Annotated in this window: 23 protein-coding genes; 15 read left to right on the top strand and 8 right to left on the bottom strand. The window is 68.6% G+C overall.

Going from position 1 to position 19046, the window contains the following annotated elements; genetic code table 11:
- Nucleotides 1-199: 199 nt before the first annotated feature.
- The 4 genes from rnk to ACUTAF_RS22375 form a co-directional block, all read right to left on the bottom strand.
- Nucleotides 200-607, bottom strand: coding sequence for a nucleoside diphosphate kinase regulator (rnk, locus tag ACUTAF_RS22390; RefSeq protein ID WP_445582025.1), 408 nt, complete (start codon nt 605-607; stop codon nt 200-202).
- 119 nt (nt 608-726) lie between these two features.
- Entirely contained in the window at nt 727-918 is a 192-nt protein-coding gene (locus ACUTAF_RS22385) for a DUF1289 domain-containing protein (RefSeq protein ID WP_445582024.1), read from the bottom strand.
- Nucleotides 908-1240 (bottom strand): iron donor protein CyaY, encoded by a 333-nt coding sequence (gene cyaY / locus ACUTAF_RS22380; RefSeq protein WP_445582023.1) that lies wholly within the window; start codon nt 1238-1240, stop codon nt 908-910. The genes ACUTAF_RS22385 and cyaY overlap by 11 nt, the downstream gene beginning before the upstream one ends.
- A 68-nt stretch (nt 1241-1308) precedes the next feature.
- Complete coding sequence (locus tag ACUTAF_RS22375) at nt 1309-2346, bottom strand: AraC family transcriptional regulator (protein ID WP_445582022.1); 1038 nt, start codon at nt 2344-2346, stop codon at nt 1309-1311.
- A gap of 158 nt (nt 2347-2504) precedes the next feature.
- Between ACUTAF_RS22375 and lptM the strand changes: the two genes are divergently transcribed.
- The 6 genes from lptM to ACUTAF_RS22345 all read left to right on the top strand — a co-directional run bounded on the left by lptM (nt 2505) and on the right by ACUTAF_RS22345 (nt 7104).
- Nucleotides 2505-2630, top strand: a complete 126-nt coding sequence (gene lptM / locus ACUTAF_RS22370; RefSeq protein WP_445582021.1) for an LPS translocon maturation chaperone LptM — start codon at nt 2505-2507, stop codon at nt 2628-2630.
- An 11-nt stretch (nt 2631-2641) separates the two neighbouring features.
- The gene (lysA, locus tag ACUTAF_RS22365) at nt 2642-3889 is read left to right on the top strand and encodes a diaminopimelate decarboxylase (protein ID WP_445582020.1); all 1248 of its coding nucleotides are present in this window, start codon (nt 2642-2644) and stop codon (nt 3887-3889) included.
- 10 nt (nt 3890-3899) lie between these two features.
- Nucleotides 3900-4730: a diaminopimelate epimerase gene (gene dapF / locus ACUTAF_RS22360; protein WP_445582019.1), complete on the top strand. Its 831-nt coding sequence runs from the start codon at nt 3900-3902 to the stop codon at nt 4728-4730.
- Nucleotides 4727-5425, top strand: a complete 699-nt coding sequence (locus tag ACUTAF_RS22355; protein ID WP_445582018.1) for a DUF484 family protein — start codon at nt 4727-4729, stop codon at nt 5423-5425. Before dapF ends, ACUTAF_RS22355 begins: the two co-directional genes overlap by 4 nt.
- A gap of 84 nt (nt 5426-5509) precedes the next feature.
- Complete coding sequence (gene xerC / locus ACUTAF_RS22350) at nt 5510-6412, top strand: tyrosine recombinase XerC (protein WP_445582017.1); 903 nt, start codon at nt 5510-5512, stop codon at nt 6410-6412.
- Nucleotides 6409-7104, top strand: coding sequence for an HAD family hydrolase (locus ACUTAF_RS22345; RefSeq protein ID WP_445582016.1), 696 nt, complete (start codon nt 6409-6411; stop codon nt 7102-7104). The genes xerC and ACUTAF_RS22345 overlap by 4 nt, the downstream gene beginning before the upstream one ends.
- Before the next feature lie 9 nt (nt 7105-7113).
- Here the strand turns inward: ACUTAF_RS22345 and ACUTAF_RS22340 are convergent, their stop codons facing one another.
- On the bottom strand, nt 7114-8346 hold the full coding sequence (locus ACUTAF_RS22340) for an MFS transporter (RefSeq protein ID WP_445582015.1): 1233 nt from the start codon (nt 8344-8346) through the stop codon (nt 7114-7116).
- Nucleotides 8347-8674: 328 nt separating this feature from the next.
- On the opposite strand from ACUTAF_RS22340, the gene ACUTAF_RS22335 reads away from it, so the two are divergent.
- From ACUTAF_RS22335 to modC, 4 genes are all read left to right on the top strand, one after another.
- Nucleotides 8675-9301, top strand: a complete 627-nt coding sequence (locus tag ACUTAF_RS22335; RefSeq protein WP_445582014.1) for a class I SAM-dependent DNA methyltransferase — start codon at nt 8675-8677, stop codon at nt 9299-9301.
- Nucleotides 9302-9426: 125 nt separating this feature from the next.
- On the top strand, nt 9427-10176 hold the full coding sequence (modA, locus tag ACUTAF_RS22330) for a molybdate ABC transporter substrate-binding protein (RefSeq protein ID WP_445582013.1): 750 nt from the start codon (nt 9427-9429) through the stop codon (nt 10174-10176).
- A gap of 8 nt (nt 10177-10184) precedes the next feature.
- Nucleotides 10185-10865, top strand: coding sequence for a molybdate ABC transporter permease subunit (gene modB / locus ACUTAF_RS22325; RefSeq protein ID WP_445582012.1), 681 nt, complete (start codon nt 10185-10187; stop codon nt 10863-10865).
- The gene (gene modC / locus ACUTAF_RS22320) at nt 10865-11989 is read left to right on the top strand and encodes a molybdenum ABC transporter ATP-binding protein (protein ID WP_445582011.1); all 1125 of its coding nucleotides are present in this window, start codon (nt 10865-10867) and stop codon (nt 11987-11989) included. Before modB ends, modC begins: the two co-directional genes overlap by 1 nt.
- Before the next feature lie 206 nt (nt 11990-12195).
- Here modC and ACUTAF_RS22315 read toward each other — a convergent pair whose 3' ends face one another.
- Both ACUTAF_RS22315 and ACUTAF_RS22310 read right to left on the bottom strand, forming a co-directional pair.
- Nucleotides 12196-13020, bottom strand: coding sequence for a sigma 54-interacting transcriptional regulator (locus ACUTAF_RS22315; protein WP_445582010.1), 825 nt, complete (start codon nt 13018-13020; stop codon nt 12196-12198).
- 276 nt (nt 13021-13296) lie between these two features.
- Complete coding sequence (locus ACUTAF_RS22310) at nt 13297-13878, bottom strand: RBBP9/YdeN family alpha/beta hydrolase (protein ID WP_445582009.1); 582 nt, start codon at nt 13876-13878, stop codon at nt 13297-13299.
- A gap of 243 nt (nt 13879-14121) precedes the next feature.
- Between ACUTAF_RS22310 and oscA the strand changes: the two genes are divergently transcribed.
- The 5 genes from oscA (at nt 14122) to ACUTAF_RS22285 (ending at nt 18230) form a co-directional block, all read left to right on the top strand.
- Complete coding sequence (gene oscA, locus ACUTAF_RS22305) at nt 14122-14304, top strand: sulfur starvation response protein OscA (RefSeq protein WP_445582008.1); 183 nt, start codon at nt 14122-14124, stop codon at nt 14302-14304.
- Between the two features lie 153 nt (nt 14305-14457).
- Nucleotides 14458-15465, top strand: a complete 1008-nt coding sequence (locus ACUTAF_RS22300) for a sulfate ABC transporter substrate-binding protein (protein WP_445582007.1) — start codon at nt 14458-14460, stop codon at nt 15463-15465.
- 82 nt (nt 15466-15547) lie between these two features.
- Nucleotides 15548-16366: a sulfate ABC transporter permease subunit CysT gene (gene cysT, locus ACUTAF_RS22295; protein WP_445582006.1), complete on the top strand. Its 819-nt coding sequence runs from the start codon at nt 15548-15550 to the stop codon at nt 16364-16366.
- 10 nt (nt 16367-16376) lie between these two features.
- On the top strand, nt 16377-17234 hold the full coding sequence (gene cysW, locus ACUTAF_RS22290; protein WP_445582005.1) for a sulfate ABC transporter permease subunit CysW: 858 nt from the start codon (nt 16377-16379) through the stop codon (nt 17232-17234).
- Between the two features lie 3 nt (nt 17235-17237).
- Entirely contained in the window at nt 17238-18230 is a 993-nt protein-coding gene (locus tag ACUTAF_RS22285) for a sulfate/molybdate ABC transporter ATP-binding protein (RefSeq protein WP_445582004.1), read from the top strand.
- 99 nt (nt 18231-18329) lie between these two features.
- Here ACUTAF_RS22285 and ACUTAF_RS22280 read toward each other — a convergent pair whose 3' ends face one another.
- On the bottom strand, nt 18330-19022 hold the full coding sequence (locus ACUTAF_RS22280; RefSeq protein ID WP_445582003.1) for an ArsR/SmtB family transcription factor: 693 nt from the start codon (nt 19020-19022) through the stop codon (nt 18330-18332).
- Between the last annotated feature and the right edge of the window lie 24 nt (nt 19023-19046).

Below are 19046 nucleotides of genomic sequence, written 5' to 3'. Positions count from 1 at the left end.
GTACTGCTCATTTACAGCTCGTAAAGTCGAGCGCGACTCCGACCGGTCCTCGCCTGTTTTTGCGGGGCCGCCATCGGTATTGCACTGGCTACCTCGGCTCGGGCTTCCTGCGTCGCTCTACCTCCTGCATCCATGCAGTCGTCGCCTACGTTTTTCAACGGCCTGCCAGCTCAGCCGGGGCGGCGCCGCCGCCTCGTGGTCAGCGGTCGTATTCGCCCGCCGCCTCCGGCTGGTACTCCACCGCCAGCAGGGTCAGCTTGAGCTGCTTGCCGCCCGGCGCCGGCCAGTCGATGTGCTGGCCCACGGACAGGCCGAGCAACGCGCTGCCGACCGGCGCGAGGATGCTGACCCGGCCTTCGCCGCCGGCGTCCTGCGGGTAGACCAGGGTCAGGTGGTAGTCCTTGCCGCTGCTTTCCTCGCGGCAATGCACGCGCGAGTTCATGGTCACCACCCCGGCCGGCACCTCGTCGTGCCCGACCACCTCGGCACGGTCCAGTTCGGCCTGCAGCGCGGCGGCGCCGGGACCGAAATCCTCCAGGCTGTCGAGCAGACGCTCCAGACGCTGCAGGTCGAGACGGGTGATGGTGATAGCGGGCGTGTTGCTCATGATGGCGGCCTGACTCCTCGTGCGGGACGCAGAAAAAGCAAAACCCCGCCCGAAGGCGGGGTTCAGCAGAATGTCGTACCGACCCTAACACAGCCAGACGAATAAACAAGACCAGCCGGTCAGGGCGCCGTCTTGCGCTGATGCAGGCGCCGTTCGGCCTCGCGGCAGATCTGCCGGCGCCGTTCGCTGTCGGCCGCGCCCCAGTCGAGGATGTCCTGCAGGGTGCGGCCGCAGCCGAGGCAGATGTCGGCGGCGTCCAGGCAGCACTGCCGGCGACAGGGCGAGGCCGGCGGCACGGGTTCAGAGCTCATCGAACTCCAGCTCGGCGCCGCACTGCTCGAGGGTGATGCGCACCAGCATCTCGCCGAGCAGTTCGTCGCTGCTGTCGCAGATCCAGCGCCCCGCGGCCTCGTCGTAGTCGAAGTGGAAGCCACCGGAACGCGCGGCCAGCCACAGCTGGCGAATCGGCTCCTGGCGGCTGAAGATCAGCTGGCTGCCGTTGTCGAAACGCACGGTGAGCACGCCGGCGCTGTTCTCCAGGTCGACGTCCAGACCGCTGTCGTCAAAGATGTCTTCCAGCGCCTGCTGGGTGGCATCGACCAGGTCGTGGAAGCGGGCTTCGCTCAGGCTCATCGGGGTGTCCTCACAAGGTGCAGCGACTGCAGAAAAATAGGCGAAAACGCCAGACCGGGGTAGCCGGCCTAGCCAAGAAGGTGGCGACGGTACTCGCCAGGACTCCCTCCCGTCCAGCGGCGAAAGGCGCGCGCCAGCGAACCGGGCTCGCCGAAGCCGACCAGAAAGGCGATCTCCGCCAGCTCCAGCGCCGGGTCGCGCAGGTAGTGCAGCGCCAGTTGCTGGCGGGTCTCGTCGACCAGCTGGCTGAACGACAGGCCGCCCTCGCGCAGGCGCCGCTGCAGGGTACGCGGGCTGAGCGCCAGGGCGCTGGCGATGGCCTGCAGATCCGGCCCCCGCTCGGGCAGCTGGCGCACCAGCTCCAGCCGCGCGCGATCCAGCACGCTGCGGCCCTGGCGCAGTTCGCCGAGCAGGCGCTCGGCGTAGGCGTCGAGCATCAGCCGCACCTGGGCGTCGGCCTGGCCCAGCGGCGCCGCCAGCAGGCGCCTTGGAAACACCAGGGCGTTGTCGGCCTGCTCGAACAGCAGCGGGCAGCGGAAGATGCGCTCATGCTCGGCGGTATCGGCCGGCGCCGGATGCTGGAAGCGCACCTCGGTGGGCGGGATGTCCAGGCCGCTGATCCAGCGGCCGAAGCTGACCCAGCCGGCCAGGGTCTCCTCGCTCAGCTGGCGTTGCTGCTGCGCCAGCAGCGGCTGCCAGCTGAGCGCCACCAGCGCCTCGCAGCCGGGGCGCGGCGGCTCGTCGGCGAGGTCGACCTGGCCGAGGTTGCCGACCAGGGCGGCGTAGCGCGCCTGGCGGTGGAGGGCGTCGGCCAGGGTCGCGCAGCTCATGAGCAGGTAGCCGAGCACGCCGTAGTAGCCGGGACGCACCGCCTCGCCCAGGTGGAGGCCGAGGCAGTCGTCGCCGCTGCGCCGCACGCCCTCGCCGAGCAGGCTCAGGTAGACGCCGGCGGCGATGCGCTGCTCACGCTGGGCCAGCAGCTCGGGCGTCAGCCGGGCGTGGCCGAGCAGCACGGCCGGGGCGATGCCCTGGCGCTGCAGGTGATCGACCAGGCCCTGCAGGTAGGCCACCGAAACCGAGCCGGCCAGCGTGGCGGGATTGTCCATCGAGCCTCCTTGAACAGCCGGGCCTGCCGACCCGGGGCATCGGCGGAGGCCGCGCGAGGCGGCCATGAGCCCCGCCGGACGGGCGCCTGGCGCATAGGCAAGGTGGCGGGGGGTCGGTATACTCCGACGCAATTCACGCTTATTTCAAGGACCTCCCCATGAAGCGACTGACCCTCGCGCTCCTTGCCGCCGTCTGCCTGCTGGCCGGCTGCGGACAGAAAGGCCCGCTGTACCTGCCAGGCGACGACGACGCCAGCAACAGCCGAGACCGTTTCGAACTCTGAAGGAGCACCCCATGGAAGCCTTTACCTACCGCGACGGCGAGCTGTTCGCGGAAGGTGTCGCCTTGTCCGCGCTGGCCCAGCGCTTCGGCACACCGACCTACGTCTACTCGCGCGCCCATATCGAGGCGCAGTACCACGCCTACGCCGATGCCCTGGCCGGCCTGCCGCACCTGGTCTGCTTCGCCGTCAAGGCCAACTCCAACCTCGGCGTGCTCAATGTCCTGGTGCGCCTCGGCGCCGGTTTCGACATCGTCTCGCGCGGCGAGCTGGAGCGCGTCCTGGCCGCCGGCGGCGAACCCGGCCGCATCGTCTTCTCCGGCGTCGGCAAGAGCCGCGACGACATGCGCCGCGCCCTGGAAGTCGGCGTGCACTGCTTCAACGTCGAATCCAGCGTCGAGCTGGAACGCCTGCAGCAGGTCGCCGCGGAACTGGGCGTCAAGGCGCCGGTGTCGCTGCGGGTCAACCCGGACGTGGACGCCGGCACCCACCCCTACATCTCCACCGGGCTGAAGGAAAACAAGTTCGGCATCGACATCGAGCAGGCCGAGGCGGTCTACGCCCGCGCCGCCGAGCTGGACAACCTGGAAGTGATTGGCGTCGACTGCCATATCGGCTCGCAGCTGACCGCTCTCGAACCCTTCCTTGATGCCCTGGATCGCCTGCTGCTGCTGGTCGACAAGCTGGCCGCGCGCGGCATCCACATCCGCCATCTGGACCTGGGCGGCGGCCTCGGCGTGCAGTACCGCGACGAGCAGCCGCCGTTGGCCGGCGACTACATCAAGGCCGTGCGCGAGCGCATCAAGGGCCGCGACCTGGCCCTGGTGTTCGAGCCGGGCCGTTTCATCGTGGCCAATGCCGGCGTGCTGCTGACCCGTGTGGAATACCTCAAGCACACCGAGCACAAGGACTTCGCCATCGTCGATGCGGCGATGAACGACCTGATCCGCCCGGCGCTGTACCAGGCCTGGATGGACGTCTCGCCGGTGCAGCCGCGCGCCGGTGAGCCGCGCGACTACGACCTGGTCGGGCCGATCTGCGAGACCGGCGACTTCCTCGCCAAGGACCGCCAGCTGGTGCTGGCCGAAGGCGATCTGCTGGCGGTGCGTTCGGCCGGCGCCTACGGCTTCGTCATGAGTTCCAACTACAACACCCGCGGCCGTGCCGCCGAGGTGGTGGTGGACGGCGAGCAGGCCTTCGAGGTGCGCCGCCGCGAAACCCTCCCCGAGCTCTACGCCGGCGAAAGCCTGCTGCCGAGCTGAGGGCGCCGCCATGCTATTGCGCTTCACCAAGATGCACGGCCTGGGCAACGACTTCATGGTCCTCGACCTGATCAGCCAGCACGCCCACGTGCAGCCCAAGCACGCCAAGCAGTGGGGCGATCGCCACACCGGCGTCGGCTTCGACCAGTTGCTGATCGTCGAGCCGCCGAGCCACCCGGACGTCGACTTCCGCTACCGCATCTTCAACGCCGACGGCTCCGAGGTGGAGCAGTGCGGCAACGGCGCGCGCTGCTTCGCCCGCTTCGTGCTGGACAAGCGCCTGACCACCAAGAAGGTGATCCGCGTCGAGACCAAGAGCGGCGTGATCGAGCTGCGCGTGCACAACGACGGCCAGGTCTGCGTGAACATGGGCGCGCCGCGTCTGGAGCCGGCGCAGGTGCCGTTCCAGGCCGAACAGGCGGCGCTGAGCTACCAGGTCGAGGTGGAGGGCGAGACGGTGGAGCTGGCCGCATTGTCCATGGGCAACCCGCATGCCGTGCTGCGGGTCGACAGCGTCGACAGCGCGCCGGTGCATACGCTCGGGCCGAAGCTGGAACACCATGCGCGCTTTCCGCAGCGGGTCAACGTCGGCTTCCTCCAGGTGCTCGATCGCAAGCACGCGCGCCTGCGCGTGTGGGAGCGCGGCGCCGGCGAGACCCAGGCCTGCGGCACCGGCGCCTGCGCCGCCGCGGTCGCGGCGATCCGCCAGGGCTGGATGGATTCGCCGGTGCAACTGGAGCTGCCGGGCGGCCGGCTGTCCATCGAGTGGGCAGGTGAGGGTCAGCCGGTTATGATGACCGGGCCCGCTGCACGCGTATACGAAGGACAGGTTCGCCTATGACTGACCAGCAGGACTCCTCCAAGCCGCTCGACTCGGAAACGGTCGCCGCCTACCTGCGCCTGCATCCGGAATTCTTCATCGACCATGAAGAACTGATCCCCGAGCTGCGCATCCCGCACCAGCCCGGCAACGCCGTGTCGCTGGTCGAGCGCCAGGTCAAGCTGCTGCGCGAGCGCAACATCGAGATGCGCCACCGCCTCGGCCAACTGATGGACGTGGCCCGCGACAACGATCGCCTGTTCGACAAGACCCGCCGCCTGGTGCTCGACCTGCTCGACGCCGGCAGCCTGGAGGAAGTGGTCGGCGCGGTGGAAGACAGCCTGCGCCACGAGTTCCAGGTGCCCTTCGTCGGCCTGATCCTGTTCAGCGACGGCAAGCTGCCGGTGGGCCGCTCGGCCAGCCTGGCCGAGGCGCATCAGCAGATCGGCGGCCTGCTCAGCGGCGGCAAGACCATCTGCGGCGTGCTGCGCCCGCACGAGCTGGAGTTCCTGTTCGGCAAGGACGAGGCGGCCCAGGTCGGCTCGGCCGCCGTGGTCTCGCTCAATCACCAGGGTCTGCATGGCGTGCTGGCCATCGGTAGCGTCGATCCGCAGCATTACAAGAGCTCGCTGGGCACCCTGTTCCTCGGCTATATCGCCGAAGTGCTGGCCCGCGTGCTGCCGGGCTTCGCCACGCCGCTGCGCTCGGTACGCTAAACCTGTAGGGTGGATGAGGCTTTTTCCATCCACCACCCCAGGTGGAAGCGCTGCTCGGTTTCCACCGATGCCGGAGCCTGAAGCGTGAAGCTTGCCGCCGACCTGGATGCCTATCTCGAATACCTGCGCCGCGAGCGCCAGGTGTCGGCGCATACGCTGGACGGCTATCGCCGCGACCTGGCCAAGCTGCTGGCCTTCTGCGAGGCGGAGGACCTGTACAACTGGGCCGCGCTGGATACCCGCAGCCTGCGCCGGCTGATCGCCCGCCTGCATGGCCAAGGCCTGGCCAGCCGCAGCCTGGCGCGCCTGCTCTCGGCCACCCGCGGCCTGTACCGCTACCTGCTGCGCGAGGGCCTGTGCCGCCACGATCCGGCCGCCGGTCTCAGCCCGCCCAAGCGCGAACGGCGCCTGCCGCGCACCCTCGATGCCGACCGCAGCGCCCAACTGCTCGACGGCGCGCTGGAGGACGACTTCATCGCCCGCCGCGACCAGGCCATGCTCGAGCTGTTCTATTCCTCCGGCCTGCGCCTGTCCGAACTGGTCGGCCTCGATCTCGACGGCCTCGACCTGGCCGCCGGCCTGGTGCGGGTGCGCGGCAAGGGCAACAAGGTGCGCGAGCTGCCGGTCGGGCGTATGGCGCGGCAGGCGCTGGAGCACTGGCTGGCGCTGCGCAAGCTGGCCCATCCCGGCGATGGCGCGCTGTTCGTCAGCCAGCAGGGCCGCCGCCTCGGCGCCCGTGCGGTGCAGCTGCGGGTACGCCAGGCCGGCGTGCGCGAGCTTGGCCAGCACCTGCACCCGCATATGCTGCGCCACAGTTTCGCCAGCCATATGCTCGAATCATCCCAGGACCTGCGTGCGGTGCAGGAGCTGCTCGGCCACGCCGACATCGCCACCACGCAGATCTACACCCACCTGGATTTCCAGCACCTGGCCAAGGTCTACGACCAGGCCCATCCGCGCGCCAAGCGCAAAGGCGATTCCCAATGAGCATCAAGCTGATCACCTTCGATCTCGACGACACCCTGTGGGACGTGACCCCGGTGATGCAGGACGCCGAGGCGGCGCTGCGCAACTGGCTGGCGCTGCACGCGCCGCGCCTGGGCGCGGTGCCGGTGGAGCATCTGTGGCAGATCCGCAGCGGCCTGCTCGATGTCGAACCCATGCTCAAGCACCGCCTCAGCGAGCTGCGCCGGCGCATCCTGTTCCATGCCCTGGAAGGCGCGGGCTATTCGCAGAACGAGTCCCTGGCGCTGGCCGAGGCCGGCTTCCAGGTGTTCCTCAATGCGCGCCATCAGGTCGAGCTGTTCGCCGAGGTGCATCCGACCCTGGAACTGCTGGCCGAGCGCTTCCAGCTCGGGGTGATCACCAACGGCAACGCCGATGTGCGTCGCCTGGGGCTTTCCGAGTACTTCCAGTTCGCCCTGTGCGCCGAGGAGCTGGGCGTCGGCAAGCCCGACCCCAAGCCGTTTCTGGAGGCGCTGCAGCGCGCGGGGGTGCGGGCCGAGCATGCGGTGCATATCGGCGATCATCCCAGCGACGACATCGCCGGCGCCCAGGCCGCGGGCCTGCGCGCGATCTGGTTCAACCCGCAGGGCCTGAGCTGGCAGGCCGAGACCCGCCCGGACGGCGAGATCGGCAGCCTGGCCGAACTGCCGGCGCTGCTCGCCAACTGGTCGTAAGCGCCGCGCTCAGGCCTTGGCCGGCGCGGCGTCCTCGAAGCGGTCGACCCGGCGCAGGCTCTTGAAGCCGAGCAGCCAGCCGCCGGTCACCGTCAGGGTGCAGGCGCAGCCGAGCAGCGCCGCCGGCACCGCGCCGAACCAGGCGGCGCTGGTGCCGGCACGGAACTCGCCGAGCTCGTTGGACGAGCCGATGAACAGCATGTTCACCGCGTTGACCCGCCCGCGCATGGCGTCCGGGGTGGAGAACTGGATCAGCGAGGAGCGGATGTACATGCTCACCATGTCCGCGCCGCCGGCCACCGCCAGCGCGGCGAAGGACAGCCAGAACAGGCTGGACAGGGCGAATACCAGGTTGGCCAGGCCGAACAGCGCCACCGCGGCGAACATCACCAGGCCGACGTGGCGGTTGAACGGCCTCATGCTCAGGTACAGGCCCACCGCCACCTCGCCCACGGCCATGGCGCTGCGCAGCAGGCCGAGGCCGGTCGGGCCGACCTCCAGCACCTCCTGCGCGTAGATCGGCAGCAGCGCCACCACGCCGCCGAGCAGCACGGCGAACAGATCCAGGGAAATGGTGCCGAGGATAATCGGCCGCGAGCGGATGAAGCCGATACCGGCGGTGAAGCGCGCCCAGGCGCTGGTCTCCAGCGCCTGCATCGGCTGCGCATAACGCACCGGCACCAGCGGCAGCAGGGCCGCGCCGGCGAGAAAGCCGAGCAGGCAGGTCGAATAGGTCAGCCCACCGCCGCCGATGGCGTACAGGGCGCCGCCGAGCACAGGGCCGGAAATGGTCGCGGCGCGCATGATCATGCTGTTGGCGGCGATCGCCGCGGCCAGGCGCTCGCGCGGCACGATCTGCGGCAGCAGGCTGGACAGCGCCGGGCCGGTGAAGGCGCGGGCGCAGCCGTAGAACACCAGTACCGCGTAATACCAGGTGATCGGCGCCTCGCTCAGCGACAGCCCCAGCAGCGCCGCGGCGCACAGGCCCTCGGCCAGCCAGCTGAGCATGAGGATCAGCCTGCGGTCGAAGCGGTCGATCAGATCGCCCGCCGGCAGCAACAGCAGCAGCATCGGCACGAACTGCGCCAGGCCGACGTAGGCCAGCGCCAGCGGATCGCGGGTGATGTCGTAGACCTGCCAGGCCACCACCACGGCCTGGATCTGCACGGCGAATACCGCCAGCAGGCGGGCGGCGAGGAACGGCAAAAAGCCGGGAAGACGGTAGACGGAAGCAGCGGACACGGTGCGAACCTCGAGGCATGACCGGCCGGTTCCGGTCGCGGTGAGCCGGCCAATCTAAGGCAAAGCGCAGGAGCCGGGCAAACCGGCGAACAGGCTGTTGCGCGGGTTGCGCCATGGCAAGGCACCCGCCCTACGCATCGTCATGCAAAGGCGCGGTGAGCCGTAGGGTGGATGTCGCTCTTCACATCCACCATTTCCATGCTGGATCGATAAGATCGCCTGCTCGCGGCTTAAGCCCCTCCCACAGGTGCGCTAGCGGCGGCCAACAGCCCATCTATTCCGACCGGCCAGGAGCGGGTTTAATGCCTTTATTTGCCGGACCATTGCCATGCCCCTGAGCCCAGATGAACTCGCCCGGATCAGCGCCCTGACCCTGGCCCATTACCAGGACAACGCCGAAGACTTTCGCGAAGGCACCCGCGACCACGACGTCAGCCAGAACGTCACCGCGCTGCTGCGCCATATCCGGGCCGAGCCGCCCTACCAGATTCTCGACTTCGGCTGCGGACCGGGGCGCGACCTGCGCACCTTCGCCGCCCTCGGCCACCAGCCGGTCGGCCTCGACGGCTGCCCGCGCTTCGTCGAGATGGCCCGCGCGGACAGCGGCTGCGAGGTCTGGCTGCAGGATTTCCTCGCCCTCGAGCTGCCGAGCGCGCGGTTCGACGGCATCTTCGCCAACGCCAGTCTGTTCCACGTGCCGGACCAGCAGTTGCCGCGCGTGCTCGGCCAGCTGCATGCCACGCTCAAGCCGGGCGGCGTGCTGCTGAGCTCCAACCCGCGCGGCGACAACCAGGAAGGCTGGAACGGCCCGCGCTATGGCGCCTACCACGACCTGGCGCACTGGCGCGCGCGACTCGCGGCGGCCGGCTTCGTCGAACTGGAGCACTATTACCGCCCGGCCGGCCTGCCACGCGAGCAGCAGCCCTGGCTGGCCAGCGTGTGGCGACGCACTTGACTTGAGGGTCAGCCAATGGCCAAGATGCCGGCCATCCCTCAAGCCCAGACGCCGGGGCAGACCGCCCATGGCGACTGCGCAGGCCTGGCGCTATATAGAAAACTAAACAACGCTACGGAGACCCTATGCTCGACGCTCGCCCTCTGCTGCTCGCCCTGTTCCTCGTCGGCGCCGCACCGGCGCTGGCCGAGGAAGTGAAGGTCGCCGTCGCCGCCAATTTCACCGCGCCGATTCAGGCCATCGCACCCGAATTCGAGAAAGCCACCGGCCACAAGCTGGTCGCCGCCTACGGCGCCACCGGCCAGTTCTATGCGCAGATCAGGAACGGCGCGCCGTTCGACCTGTTGCTGGCCGCCGACGACAGCACCCCGGCCCGGCTGGAAAGCGAAGGCGCCGGCGTGCCCGGCTCGCGCTTCACCTACGCCGTCGGCAGCCTGGTACTGTGGTCGGCCGACGCCAACACCCTCGACGGCAGCGATGCCGCCTTGCGCGCCGGTCAATTCAAGCACCTGGCCATCGCCAACCCCAAGGCCGCGCCCTACGGTCTGGCCGCCATCCAGACGCTGGAAAAGCTGGGCCTGCGCGAGGCGCTCGAGGGCAAGCTGGTGGAAGGCCAGAGCATCACCCAGACCCACCAGTTCGTCGCCACCAGCAACGCCGAACTGGGTTTCGTCGCCCTGTCGCAGGTGTACCGGGACGGCCAGATCGCCAGCGGCTCGGCCTGGATAGTGCCGCAGGCACTGCACGAGCCGATCAGGCAGGATGCGCTGATCCTCAAGCGAGGCGCCGACAACCCAGCCGCCGCCGCGCTGCTGGACTACCTCAAGAGTCCGCAGGCCGCCGCGATCATTCAATCCTTTGGCTACCAACGCTAGGCCGCCGCATGCCGCTGACCCGAGCCGACCTCGACGCCGTCCTCCTGACCCTGCAGTTGGCCTCGCTGACCACCGTCCTCCTGCTGCTGATCGGCACCCCCATCGCCTGGTGGCTGGCGCGCACCCGCTCGCGCCTGAAGCAGCCGGTCGGCGCCGTGGTCGCCCTGCCGCTGGTACTGCCGCCGACGGTGATCGGCTTCTACCTGTTGGTCGCCATGGGCCCCAACGGCTTTATCGGCCAGCTGACCCAGAGCCTCGGCTTGGGCACCTTCACCTTCAGCTTCACCGGCCTGGTGATCGCCTCGGTGTTCTACTCGCTGCCCTTCGTCGTGCAGCCGCTGCAGAACGCCTTCGAGGCCATCGGCCGCGGCCCGCTGGAGGCCGCCGCGACCCTGCGCGCCGGCGCCTGGGACGCCTTCTTCAGCGTGGTGCTGCCGCTGGCCAGGCCCGGCATCGTCACCGCCGCCGTGCTCGGCTTCGCCCATACCGTCGGCGAGTTCGGCGTGGTGCTGATGATCGGCGGCAATATCCCCGGCAAGACCCAGGTGGCTTCGGTGCAGATCTACAACCACGTGGAAACGATGAATTACGCCCAGGCTCACTGGCTGGCCGGCGGCATGGTGGCGTTCTCCTTTATCGTGCTGCTCGCGCTCTACGCCGGGCGCGCCGGCAAGACGAGGCTGTGGTGATGCTCGGTTTCGCCAAGGCCTCGGCCCCCGCCGTGACGGACGACGGCCGCATTCGCGCACGTTTTCTCCTCGAGCATCCGGGCTTTCGCCTGGACCTCGACCTCGACCTGCCGGCGCGCGGCGTCAGCGCCCTGTTCGGCCACTCCGGCTCGGGCAAGACCAGCTGCCTGCGCTGCTTCGCCGGTCTGGAACGACCGCAGCAAGGCTATCTGCAGGTGGCCGGTGAGCTGTGGCAGGACAGCGCCAGCGGCCACTTCCTGCCGGCGCATAAGCGCGCCATCGGCTACGTGTTCCAGGACGCCAACCTGTTCCCCCACCTTAGCGTGCGGCGCAACCTGGAGTACGGCCAGCGGCGCATTCCCGCCGCCGCGCGCAAGGTGGCGCTGGAGCAGGCGCTGGAGCTGCTCGGCATCGGCCATCTGCTCGAACGCCTGCCGCACAGCCTGTCCGGCGGCGAACGCCAGCGCGTCGGCATCGCCCGCGCCCTGCTGACCAGCCCGCGCCTGCTGCTGATGGACGAGCCGCTGGCTTCGCTCGATCTCAAGCGCAAGCTGGAGGTGCTGCCCTATCTGGAGCGCCTGCACCAGGAGCTGGAGATTCCCGTGCTCTACGTCAGCCACGCGCCGGACGAGGTGGCGCGCCTGGCCGACCACCTGGTGCTGCTCGACGACGGCCGGGTGCGTGCCAGCGGCCCGCTCAAGGAAACCCTGCTGCGCGCCGACCTGCCCTTCGCCCTGGAGGACGACGCCGAGGCGGTGATCGACGGCCGGGTCAGCGGCCACGACGCCGCCTACCAGCTGCTGGAACTGAGCCTGCCCGGCAGCGACGCGCGCCTGCGCCTTCCGCACGGCCCGCTGCCGAGCGGGCACGGGGTGCGGGTGAAGATCAAGGCGCGCGACGTCAGCCTCGGCCTGCAGCGCGCCGAGGGCAGCAGCCTGCTCAACCTGCTGCCGGTGACGGTGGACGACTGGCGCGCCCTCGACGCCCAGGTGCTGCTGACCCTGCGCCTGGGCGAGCAGCGCCTGCTGGCGCGGATCACCCGCTACTCCTTCGACCAGCTCGGCATCCAGGCCGGCCAGGCGCTGTGGGCGCAGGTGAAATCGGTGTCGCTGCTCGCGCCGTAGGTGGGGCTGAGGAGCCTGCGACTAAGTCCAACGGCTGGGCTGGATCGCCAGGCGGAGGGAGCGTCGAGCGAAGAGCCGCGGATCGCCGGGCGGAGTGCGGCGCACTCCCTGTTGGGCTTCGCTGCGCTCAGCGCCAACCTACACCCCCGAACCGGCCAGTTCGCCGGAAAGCCCGGTGCGCACGGCCTGGGCGGCCCCGCGACACCCTAGGAGATGCCCGGTAGCTGCAGGTGCTGCGGCCCGATCTCGGCGCTGCCGGCCAGCAGCAGGGCGAAGTGGATGACGTTCTCCAGCTCGCGGGTGTTGCCCGGCCAGCTGTGCGCCTCCAGCACGCTCTGCGCTGCGGGGCTGATCGGCGGGATCGCCAGGCCCAGGCGCTGGGCATGGCTGCCGAGGAAATACTCGGCCAGCGGCAGGATGTCGCCGACCCGCTGGCGCAGCGCCGGCAGCTCGAGCAGGCCGTCGCCCAGGTAGGCGTACAGGCGCTCGTCGAAGGTGCCGGCGGCCACCGCGCGGGCCAGGTCGATGCTGCTGGCCGCCACCAGCCTGACGTCCACCGGCAACGCCTGGCCGGCGCCGACGCGGTACAGCTCGCGGGTTTCCAGCGCGGCGAGCAGCTTGCCCTGCAGCGGCCGCGGCAGGTCGGCGATCTCGTCCAGGTAGAGCGTGCCGCCGTTGGCCGAGCCGAACCAGCCGGCGCGGCTGCTGGCGCCGCCGACATGGGCGCCGGCGACGTGACCGAACAGCTCGGCCTCGCCCCATTGCGGGCTGATGGCGCCGCCGCTCATCGCCACGAACAGGCCGCCGCGCTCGCTGTGGCGGTGGATGTAGCGGGCCAGCAGCTCCTTGCCGGTGCCGGTCTCGCCGCGGATCAGCAGCGCCTGATTGCCCGGCGCCAGGGCCTCGGCGCGCTCGCGCAGCTGGCGCGAGCGCGGGTCGACGAACACCAGCGCCTTGGCGCGGATGCTCAGCGGGCTCTTGTCGACCTCGGCGAAGGTCAGGGCTGGCGAAATGTTCGACGAAAACGGCATGTCCTGGGGCTCCGGAACGGCGCCGCGCCGGGGCGCGGCCGGCGGGCGAATAAAACGGTTATGTCTGCGTTAGCGGTGCAGAGGTCCGTAGGGTGGGCTTTAGCCCACCAACGCTGCTCAGCGTGGGCTAATGCGGATCGCCGCCCGGCCCACCCGACAAGGCCCCGAGCGTTGCCTGGAGCGCCTAGCAACAGCTAACGCAGATACAGCCAATAAAAATGAGGCGGGCGGCTGCCTGGCCCGATCCCGCCTCGAAGAGGGTTTAGGGCTGACGAATCAGGCGCGCAACCGCGCCTGCTGCTCGATCCGGCCCTGCAGGCGATAGAGGTAGGCGAAGCCCTGCTCCCAGTGGCGATGCCCGGACTTGACGTTGATATGCCCGGCACCGGTGAGAATCGCCGCCTCGCTGCCCCACTGCCGGGCCAGCTCGAGAGCCCGCGCGGCGCTGGCCGCGGCGTCGTTGTCGGAGCCGATCAGCAGGCTGGGAAATGGCAGCGGGTCGCGCGGAATGGGCGCGAAGTTCTGCAGCGCTTCGGGGCAACCGGGCCGCTCGACATCGGCCGGCGCCACCAGCAAGGCGCCACGCACCCGGCGCAGCAGCTCGAGCGGCGCCTGCGCCGCCCAATGCGCCACGGTGACGCACCCCAGGCTGTGGGCGATGAGGATGGTCGGGCGCGGATCGGCCGCCACGGCCTGGTTCAGCGCCGCCACCCAATCGCCACGCCGGGGGTTGAGCCAGTCGGCCTGCTCTACTCGCGCGCTGTTCGGCAGGCTGCGCTGCCAATGGCTCTGCCAGTGCTCCTCGGGCGAGCCCTGCCAGCCCGGCAGGATCAGATAACGGATTGCTTCGCTGCCCATGACGGCGCCTCCTGAAGTCGAATGGCGCCAGTCTAGGCAGCATGGATCAACTCTAAAAAGAATAAGAATTTATTTACTTATTCCATAAACAAAATAAAACGCATCGCGCCTCTTATCTCCGAAAAGCATATAAATGTTCTTAAACAATATTTTTAAGAATATTTCGGCCTTTCTACTATCCGCTCCACGCCAGCGTCGGCCGCCCGCCGTCGTCGTGGCGAATCCGTCACAAGGAACCTGGAAATGACCGCGACGCCGAGCAACCTCGAAGGCCAGGACGACGCCAGCATCCTGCGCGAGATCCAGACCGCCCTGCAGGGTCTGAAATTCGGCTCGGTGGAAATCACCCTGCACAACGGCCAGGTGGTGCAGATCGAGCGCAAGGAAAAGTTTCGCCCGCAGCCGCCCGGCAACAAGAGCGCCTGAACCAAGCAAGCAGCCCGACTGGACCACCGGAGGGCGTGACCATGAGAAGCCACCAGCCATGAACACGCACCGCCACCGTTGCTGTCGTCCGCGAATGTGCGACTGACCGCCACGAACCAGAGCCAAGATAAAAATCCAGTTAGGAGCTGCACCATGTCCATCCGCCGTTTTGCCCTGGCCGCACTGGCCAGCGCACTCGTTATTACAGGGGTCGCCGGCCCCGCCGCCGCCCAGACCCTGCTCAACGTGTCCTACGACCCGACCCGTGAGCTCTACAGCGAATTCAACGCCGCCTTCAACCAGCACTGGCAGGCCCAGGGCAACGAGGCGGTGACCATCCAGCAGTCCCATGGCGGCTCGGGCAAGCAGGCCCGCGCAGTGATCGACGGCCTGCGCGCCGACGTGGTGACCCTGGCCCTGGCCGGCGACATCGACGAGCTGTACAAGCTCGGCAAGCTGATCCCGGAGAACTGGCAGGAGCGCCTGCCGGACGCCAGCACCCCCTACACCTCGACCATCGTGTTCCTGGTGCGCAAGGGCAACCCCGAAGGCATCAAGGACTGGGACGACCTGGTCAAGCCGGGCGTGGAAGTGATCACCCCCAACCCGAAGACCTCCGGCGGCGCGCGCTGGAACTTCCTCGCCGCCTGGGCCTACGCCCAGCAGAAGTACGGCAGCGAAGCCGAGGCCAAGGCCTTCACCGAGAAGCTCTACAAGAACGTCCCGGTGCTGGATACCGGGGCGCGCGGCTCGACCATCACCTTCGTCAACAACGGCATCGGCGACGTGCTGCTGGCCTGGGAGAACGAGGCCTTCCTGGCGCTCAAGGAAGAAGGTGGGGAGAACTTCGAGATCGTCGCGCCGTCGCTGTCGATCCTCGCCGAACCGCCGGTGAGCGTGGTCGATGCGAACGTCGACAAGAAGGGCACACGCCAGGTCGCCGAGGCTTACCTGAACTACCTGTACAGCGAGCAAGGCCAGCGCATCGCCGCCAAGCACTTCTACCGCCCGCGCAACCAGGCGATTGCCGCCGAGTTCGCCCAGCAGTTCCCGCAGCTCAAGCTGGTGACCATCGACGCTGACTTCGGCGGCTGGAAAACCGCGCAGCCGAAGTTCTTCAACGACGGCGGCGTGTTCGACCAGATCTACCAGGCCCAGTGATGCGCAAGGGTGGGTGGGGCTGAAGCCTGCCCACCCTTGGTTTGCTAGAGCGTTCCAACGCCAACCGATTTAAGGACAGGCCATGTCTCGCCGTACTTCCCCCGTCATACCCGGCTTCGGGCTGACGCTGGGTTACACCCTGGTGTACCTCAGCCTGTTGGTGCTGATTCCCCTGGGTGCCATGTTCGTCCACGCCGCCCAGCTCACCTGGGAACAGTTCTGGGCGATCATTTCCTCGCCACGCGTGCTGGCCGCCTTGAAGCTCAGCTTCGGCACCGCCTTGCTCGCCGCCGTGATCAACGGTGTGATCGGCACCCTGCTGGCCTGGGTGCTGGTGCGCTACCGCTTCCCCGGACGCAAGATCATCGAGGCGATGATCGACCTGCCGTTCGCCCTGCCCACCGCCGTTGCCGGTATCGCCCTGACCGCGCTCTATGCGCCCAACGGTTTGATCGGCCAGTTCGCCACGTCCCTGGGTTTCAAGATCGCCTACACCCCGCTGGGCATCACCCTGGCGCTGACCTTCGTCACCCTGCCCTTCGTGGTGCGCACCATCCAGCCGGTGCTGGCCGACATCCCCCGCGAGGTCGAGGAAGCCGCCGCCTGCCTGGGCGCCAAGCCGCTGCAGGTGGCCCGCCACGTGCTGCTGCCGGCACTGCTGCCGGCCTGGCTGACCGGCTTCGCCCTAGCCTTCGCCCGCGGCGTCGGCGAGTACGGATCCGTAATTTTTATAGCCGGCAATATGCCGATGAAGACCGAGATCCTGCCGCTGCTGATCATGGTGCAGCTGGACCAGTACAACTACGCCAGCGCCACCGCCATCGGCGTGATGATGCTGGTGGTGTCGTTCATCCTGCTGCTGCTGATCAACCTGCTGCAGCGCCGCATCAGCCGTTCCTGAGGAGCCGGGCATGACTTCCACGACCCTGACGGCCAGTGCCGTCAACAACGCCGCCCGTCGCGGCAACGCCCTGGGCCGGCGCCTGCTGATCCTGGCGGCCTGGCTGGTATTCGCCTTCTTCCTGCTGCTGCCGCTGTTGGTGGTGGCGAGCGAGGCGCTCAAGCAGGGCCTCGGTGTGTTCGTCGCCGCGATCCTCGAGCCCGATGCGATCAGCGCGCTGAAACTGACCCTGCTCGCCGTCGGTATCGCCGTGCCGCTCAACCTGGTGTTCGGCGTGGCCGCCGCCTGGTGCGTGAGCAAGTACGAGTTCCGCGGCAAGAGCCTCCTGGTGACCCTGATCGACCTGCCGTTCTCGGTGTCGCCGGTGATCGCCGGGCTGATCTACGTGCTGCTGTTCGGCGCCCAGGGCTTCTTCGGCCCCTGGCTGCGCGAGCACGGCATCCAGATCATCTTCGCCCTGCCGGGCATCGTCCTCGCCACCATCTTCGTCACCGTGCCCTTCGTCGCCCGCGAACTGATCCCGCTGATGCAGGAACAGGGCACCCAGGAAGAGGAGGCCGCGCGCCTGCTCGGCGCGGGTGGCTGGCAGATGTTCTGGCACGTGACCCTGCCCAACATCAAATGGGGCCTGATCTACGGCGTGGTGCTGTGCACCGCGCGGGCCATGGGCGAGTTCGGCGCGGTGTCGGTGGTGTCCGGGCATATCCGCGGCTACACCAACACCCTGCCGCTGCACGTCGAGATTCTCTACAACGAATACAACCACGTCGCCGCCTTCAGCGTGGCCAGCCTGCTGCTGTTGCTGGCGCTGCTGATCCTGCTGCTCAAGCAGTGGAGCGAGAGCCGCCTGAAAGCCCGCGAGGAATAACTTATGAGCATCGAAATCCGCAACGTCAGCAAACGCTTCAATGCCTTCCAGGCGCTGGACGACATCAACCTGAATATCCGCAGCGGCGAGCTGGTCGCCCTGCTCGGCCCGTCCGGCTGCGGCAAGACCACATTGCTGCGCATCATCGCCGGCCTGGAAACCCCGGACAGCGGCAGCATCCAGTTCCATGGCGAGGACGTCTCCAACCACGACGTGCGCGAGCGCAACGTCGGCTTCGTGTTCCAGCATTACGCGCTGTTCCGCCATATGACGGTATTCGACAACGTCGCCTTCGGCCTGCGCATGAAACCCAAGGGCCAGCGCCCGAGCGAGGAGGTGATCAAGCGCAAGGTCCACGAACTGCTCGACCTGGTGCAGCTCGACTGGCTCGGCGACCGCTACCCCGAACAGCTCTCCGGCGGCCAGCGCCAGCGCATCGCCCTGGCCCGCGCGCTGGCGGTGGAGCCGCGCGTGCTGCTGCTCGACGAGCCGTTCGGCGCCCTCGACGCCAAGGTGCGCAAGGAGCTGCGCCGCTGGCTGGCGCGCCTGCACGAAGACGTGCACCTGACTTCCGTGTTCGTCACCCACGACCAGGAAGAAGCCATGGAAGTGGCCGACCGCATCGTGGTGATGAACAAGGGCGTAATCGAGCAGATCGGCACGCCGGCGGAGGTCTACGAGTATCCGGCCAGCGATTTCGTCTACCACTTCTTGGGCGACGCCAACCGCCTCTACGTCGGCGGCGGCGATCATCACGTGCTGTTCCGCCCGCACGAGATCCACCTGGCGCGTCAGGCGGAGGCAGGCCACCAGGCCGGCGAGGTACGCGACATCCGCCCGCTCGGCGCCATCACCCGGGTGACCCTCAAGGTCGCCGGCCAAGCGGAGCCGATCGAAGCGGAAGTGGCCAAGGATCACCTCAGCCTGGCCGGCCTGAGCCGCGGCGAAACCCTGTACTTCAAGCCCAAGGCCGGGCAGCCGACGGCGCGTGGCTAAACGGCACTTCGTAGGGTGGGCTTCAGCCCACCGAGCGGAGTCAACCTTTGTTTGGTGGGCTGAAGCGGATCGCCGCCCGGCCCGCCCCACGGTTTGTCCCTACGGGGCCGCGATCCGACCGATCGCCCTGCGCCCCTGCGGCGACACGTGCAGCGCCCGCGAAGCGCCGGACGGACGCAACCAGCCCGCCTGCTTGCAGGTTTCCAGCAATGCCGCGCCCAAAGCCCCACCCAGATGCGGCTTGCGTTCGCTCCAGTCAGGGCAGGCGCAGGCCAGTTGCCGACGGCGTTTGCGCAGGGCCTCGAGATCGATCCCCAAAGCGCCTAGGGCCGCCGCCCCGACCTCGCTGAGCTGCACCTGCCCACCTTGCTGAACCAGCCAGCCCGCCGTACCCATGCGCTCGAACAGGCCCACCGCCAGCTCGCCGGCCAGATGGTCGTAGCAGGTACGCGCCTCGCGCAGTGCCGGCGGCGTGCCGCGCGAGGCCGGCAAGGTGCGGGTCCGGCGCGGCTGCAGCGCTTGCGAAGTCGTGGCCAGCGCCTCCAGCAACTGGCCGACCTCGGGTCCGGCCAGGCGATAGAAACGGTTGCGACCGTGACGCTGCAGCGCCAGCAAGCCGCCCTCGACCAGCTTGCTCAGGTGCGCGCTGGTCGAGGAGGGCGACAGCCCGGCGAGCAGCGCCAGTTCGCCGGCCGGCCGTGCGCTGCCATCCATCAGCGCCCAAAGCATGGCGACCCGGCCGGGATCGGCGAGCAGGGCGGCGGTGGAGCTGATGCCCGGTGCGTATTCCATAATTCACCTCGCGACGAAACATGG

This window comes from Pseudomonas sp. SP16.1 (assembly GCF_052682975.1).
Note: the sequence above shows the minus strand (reverse complement) of the source record. Positions and strands in the feature narration are given on the sequence as shown.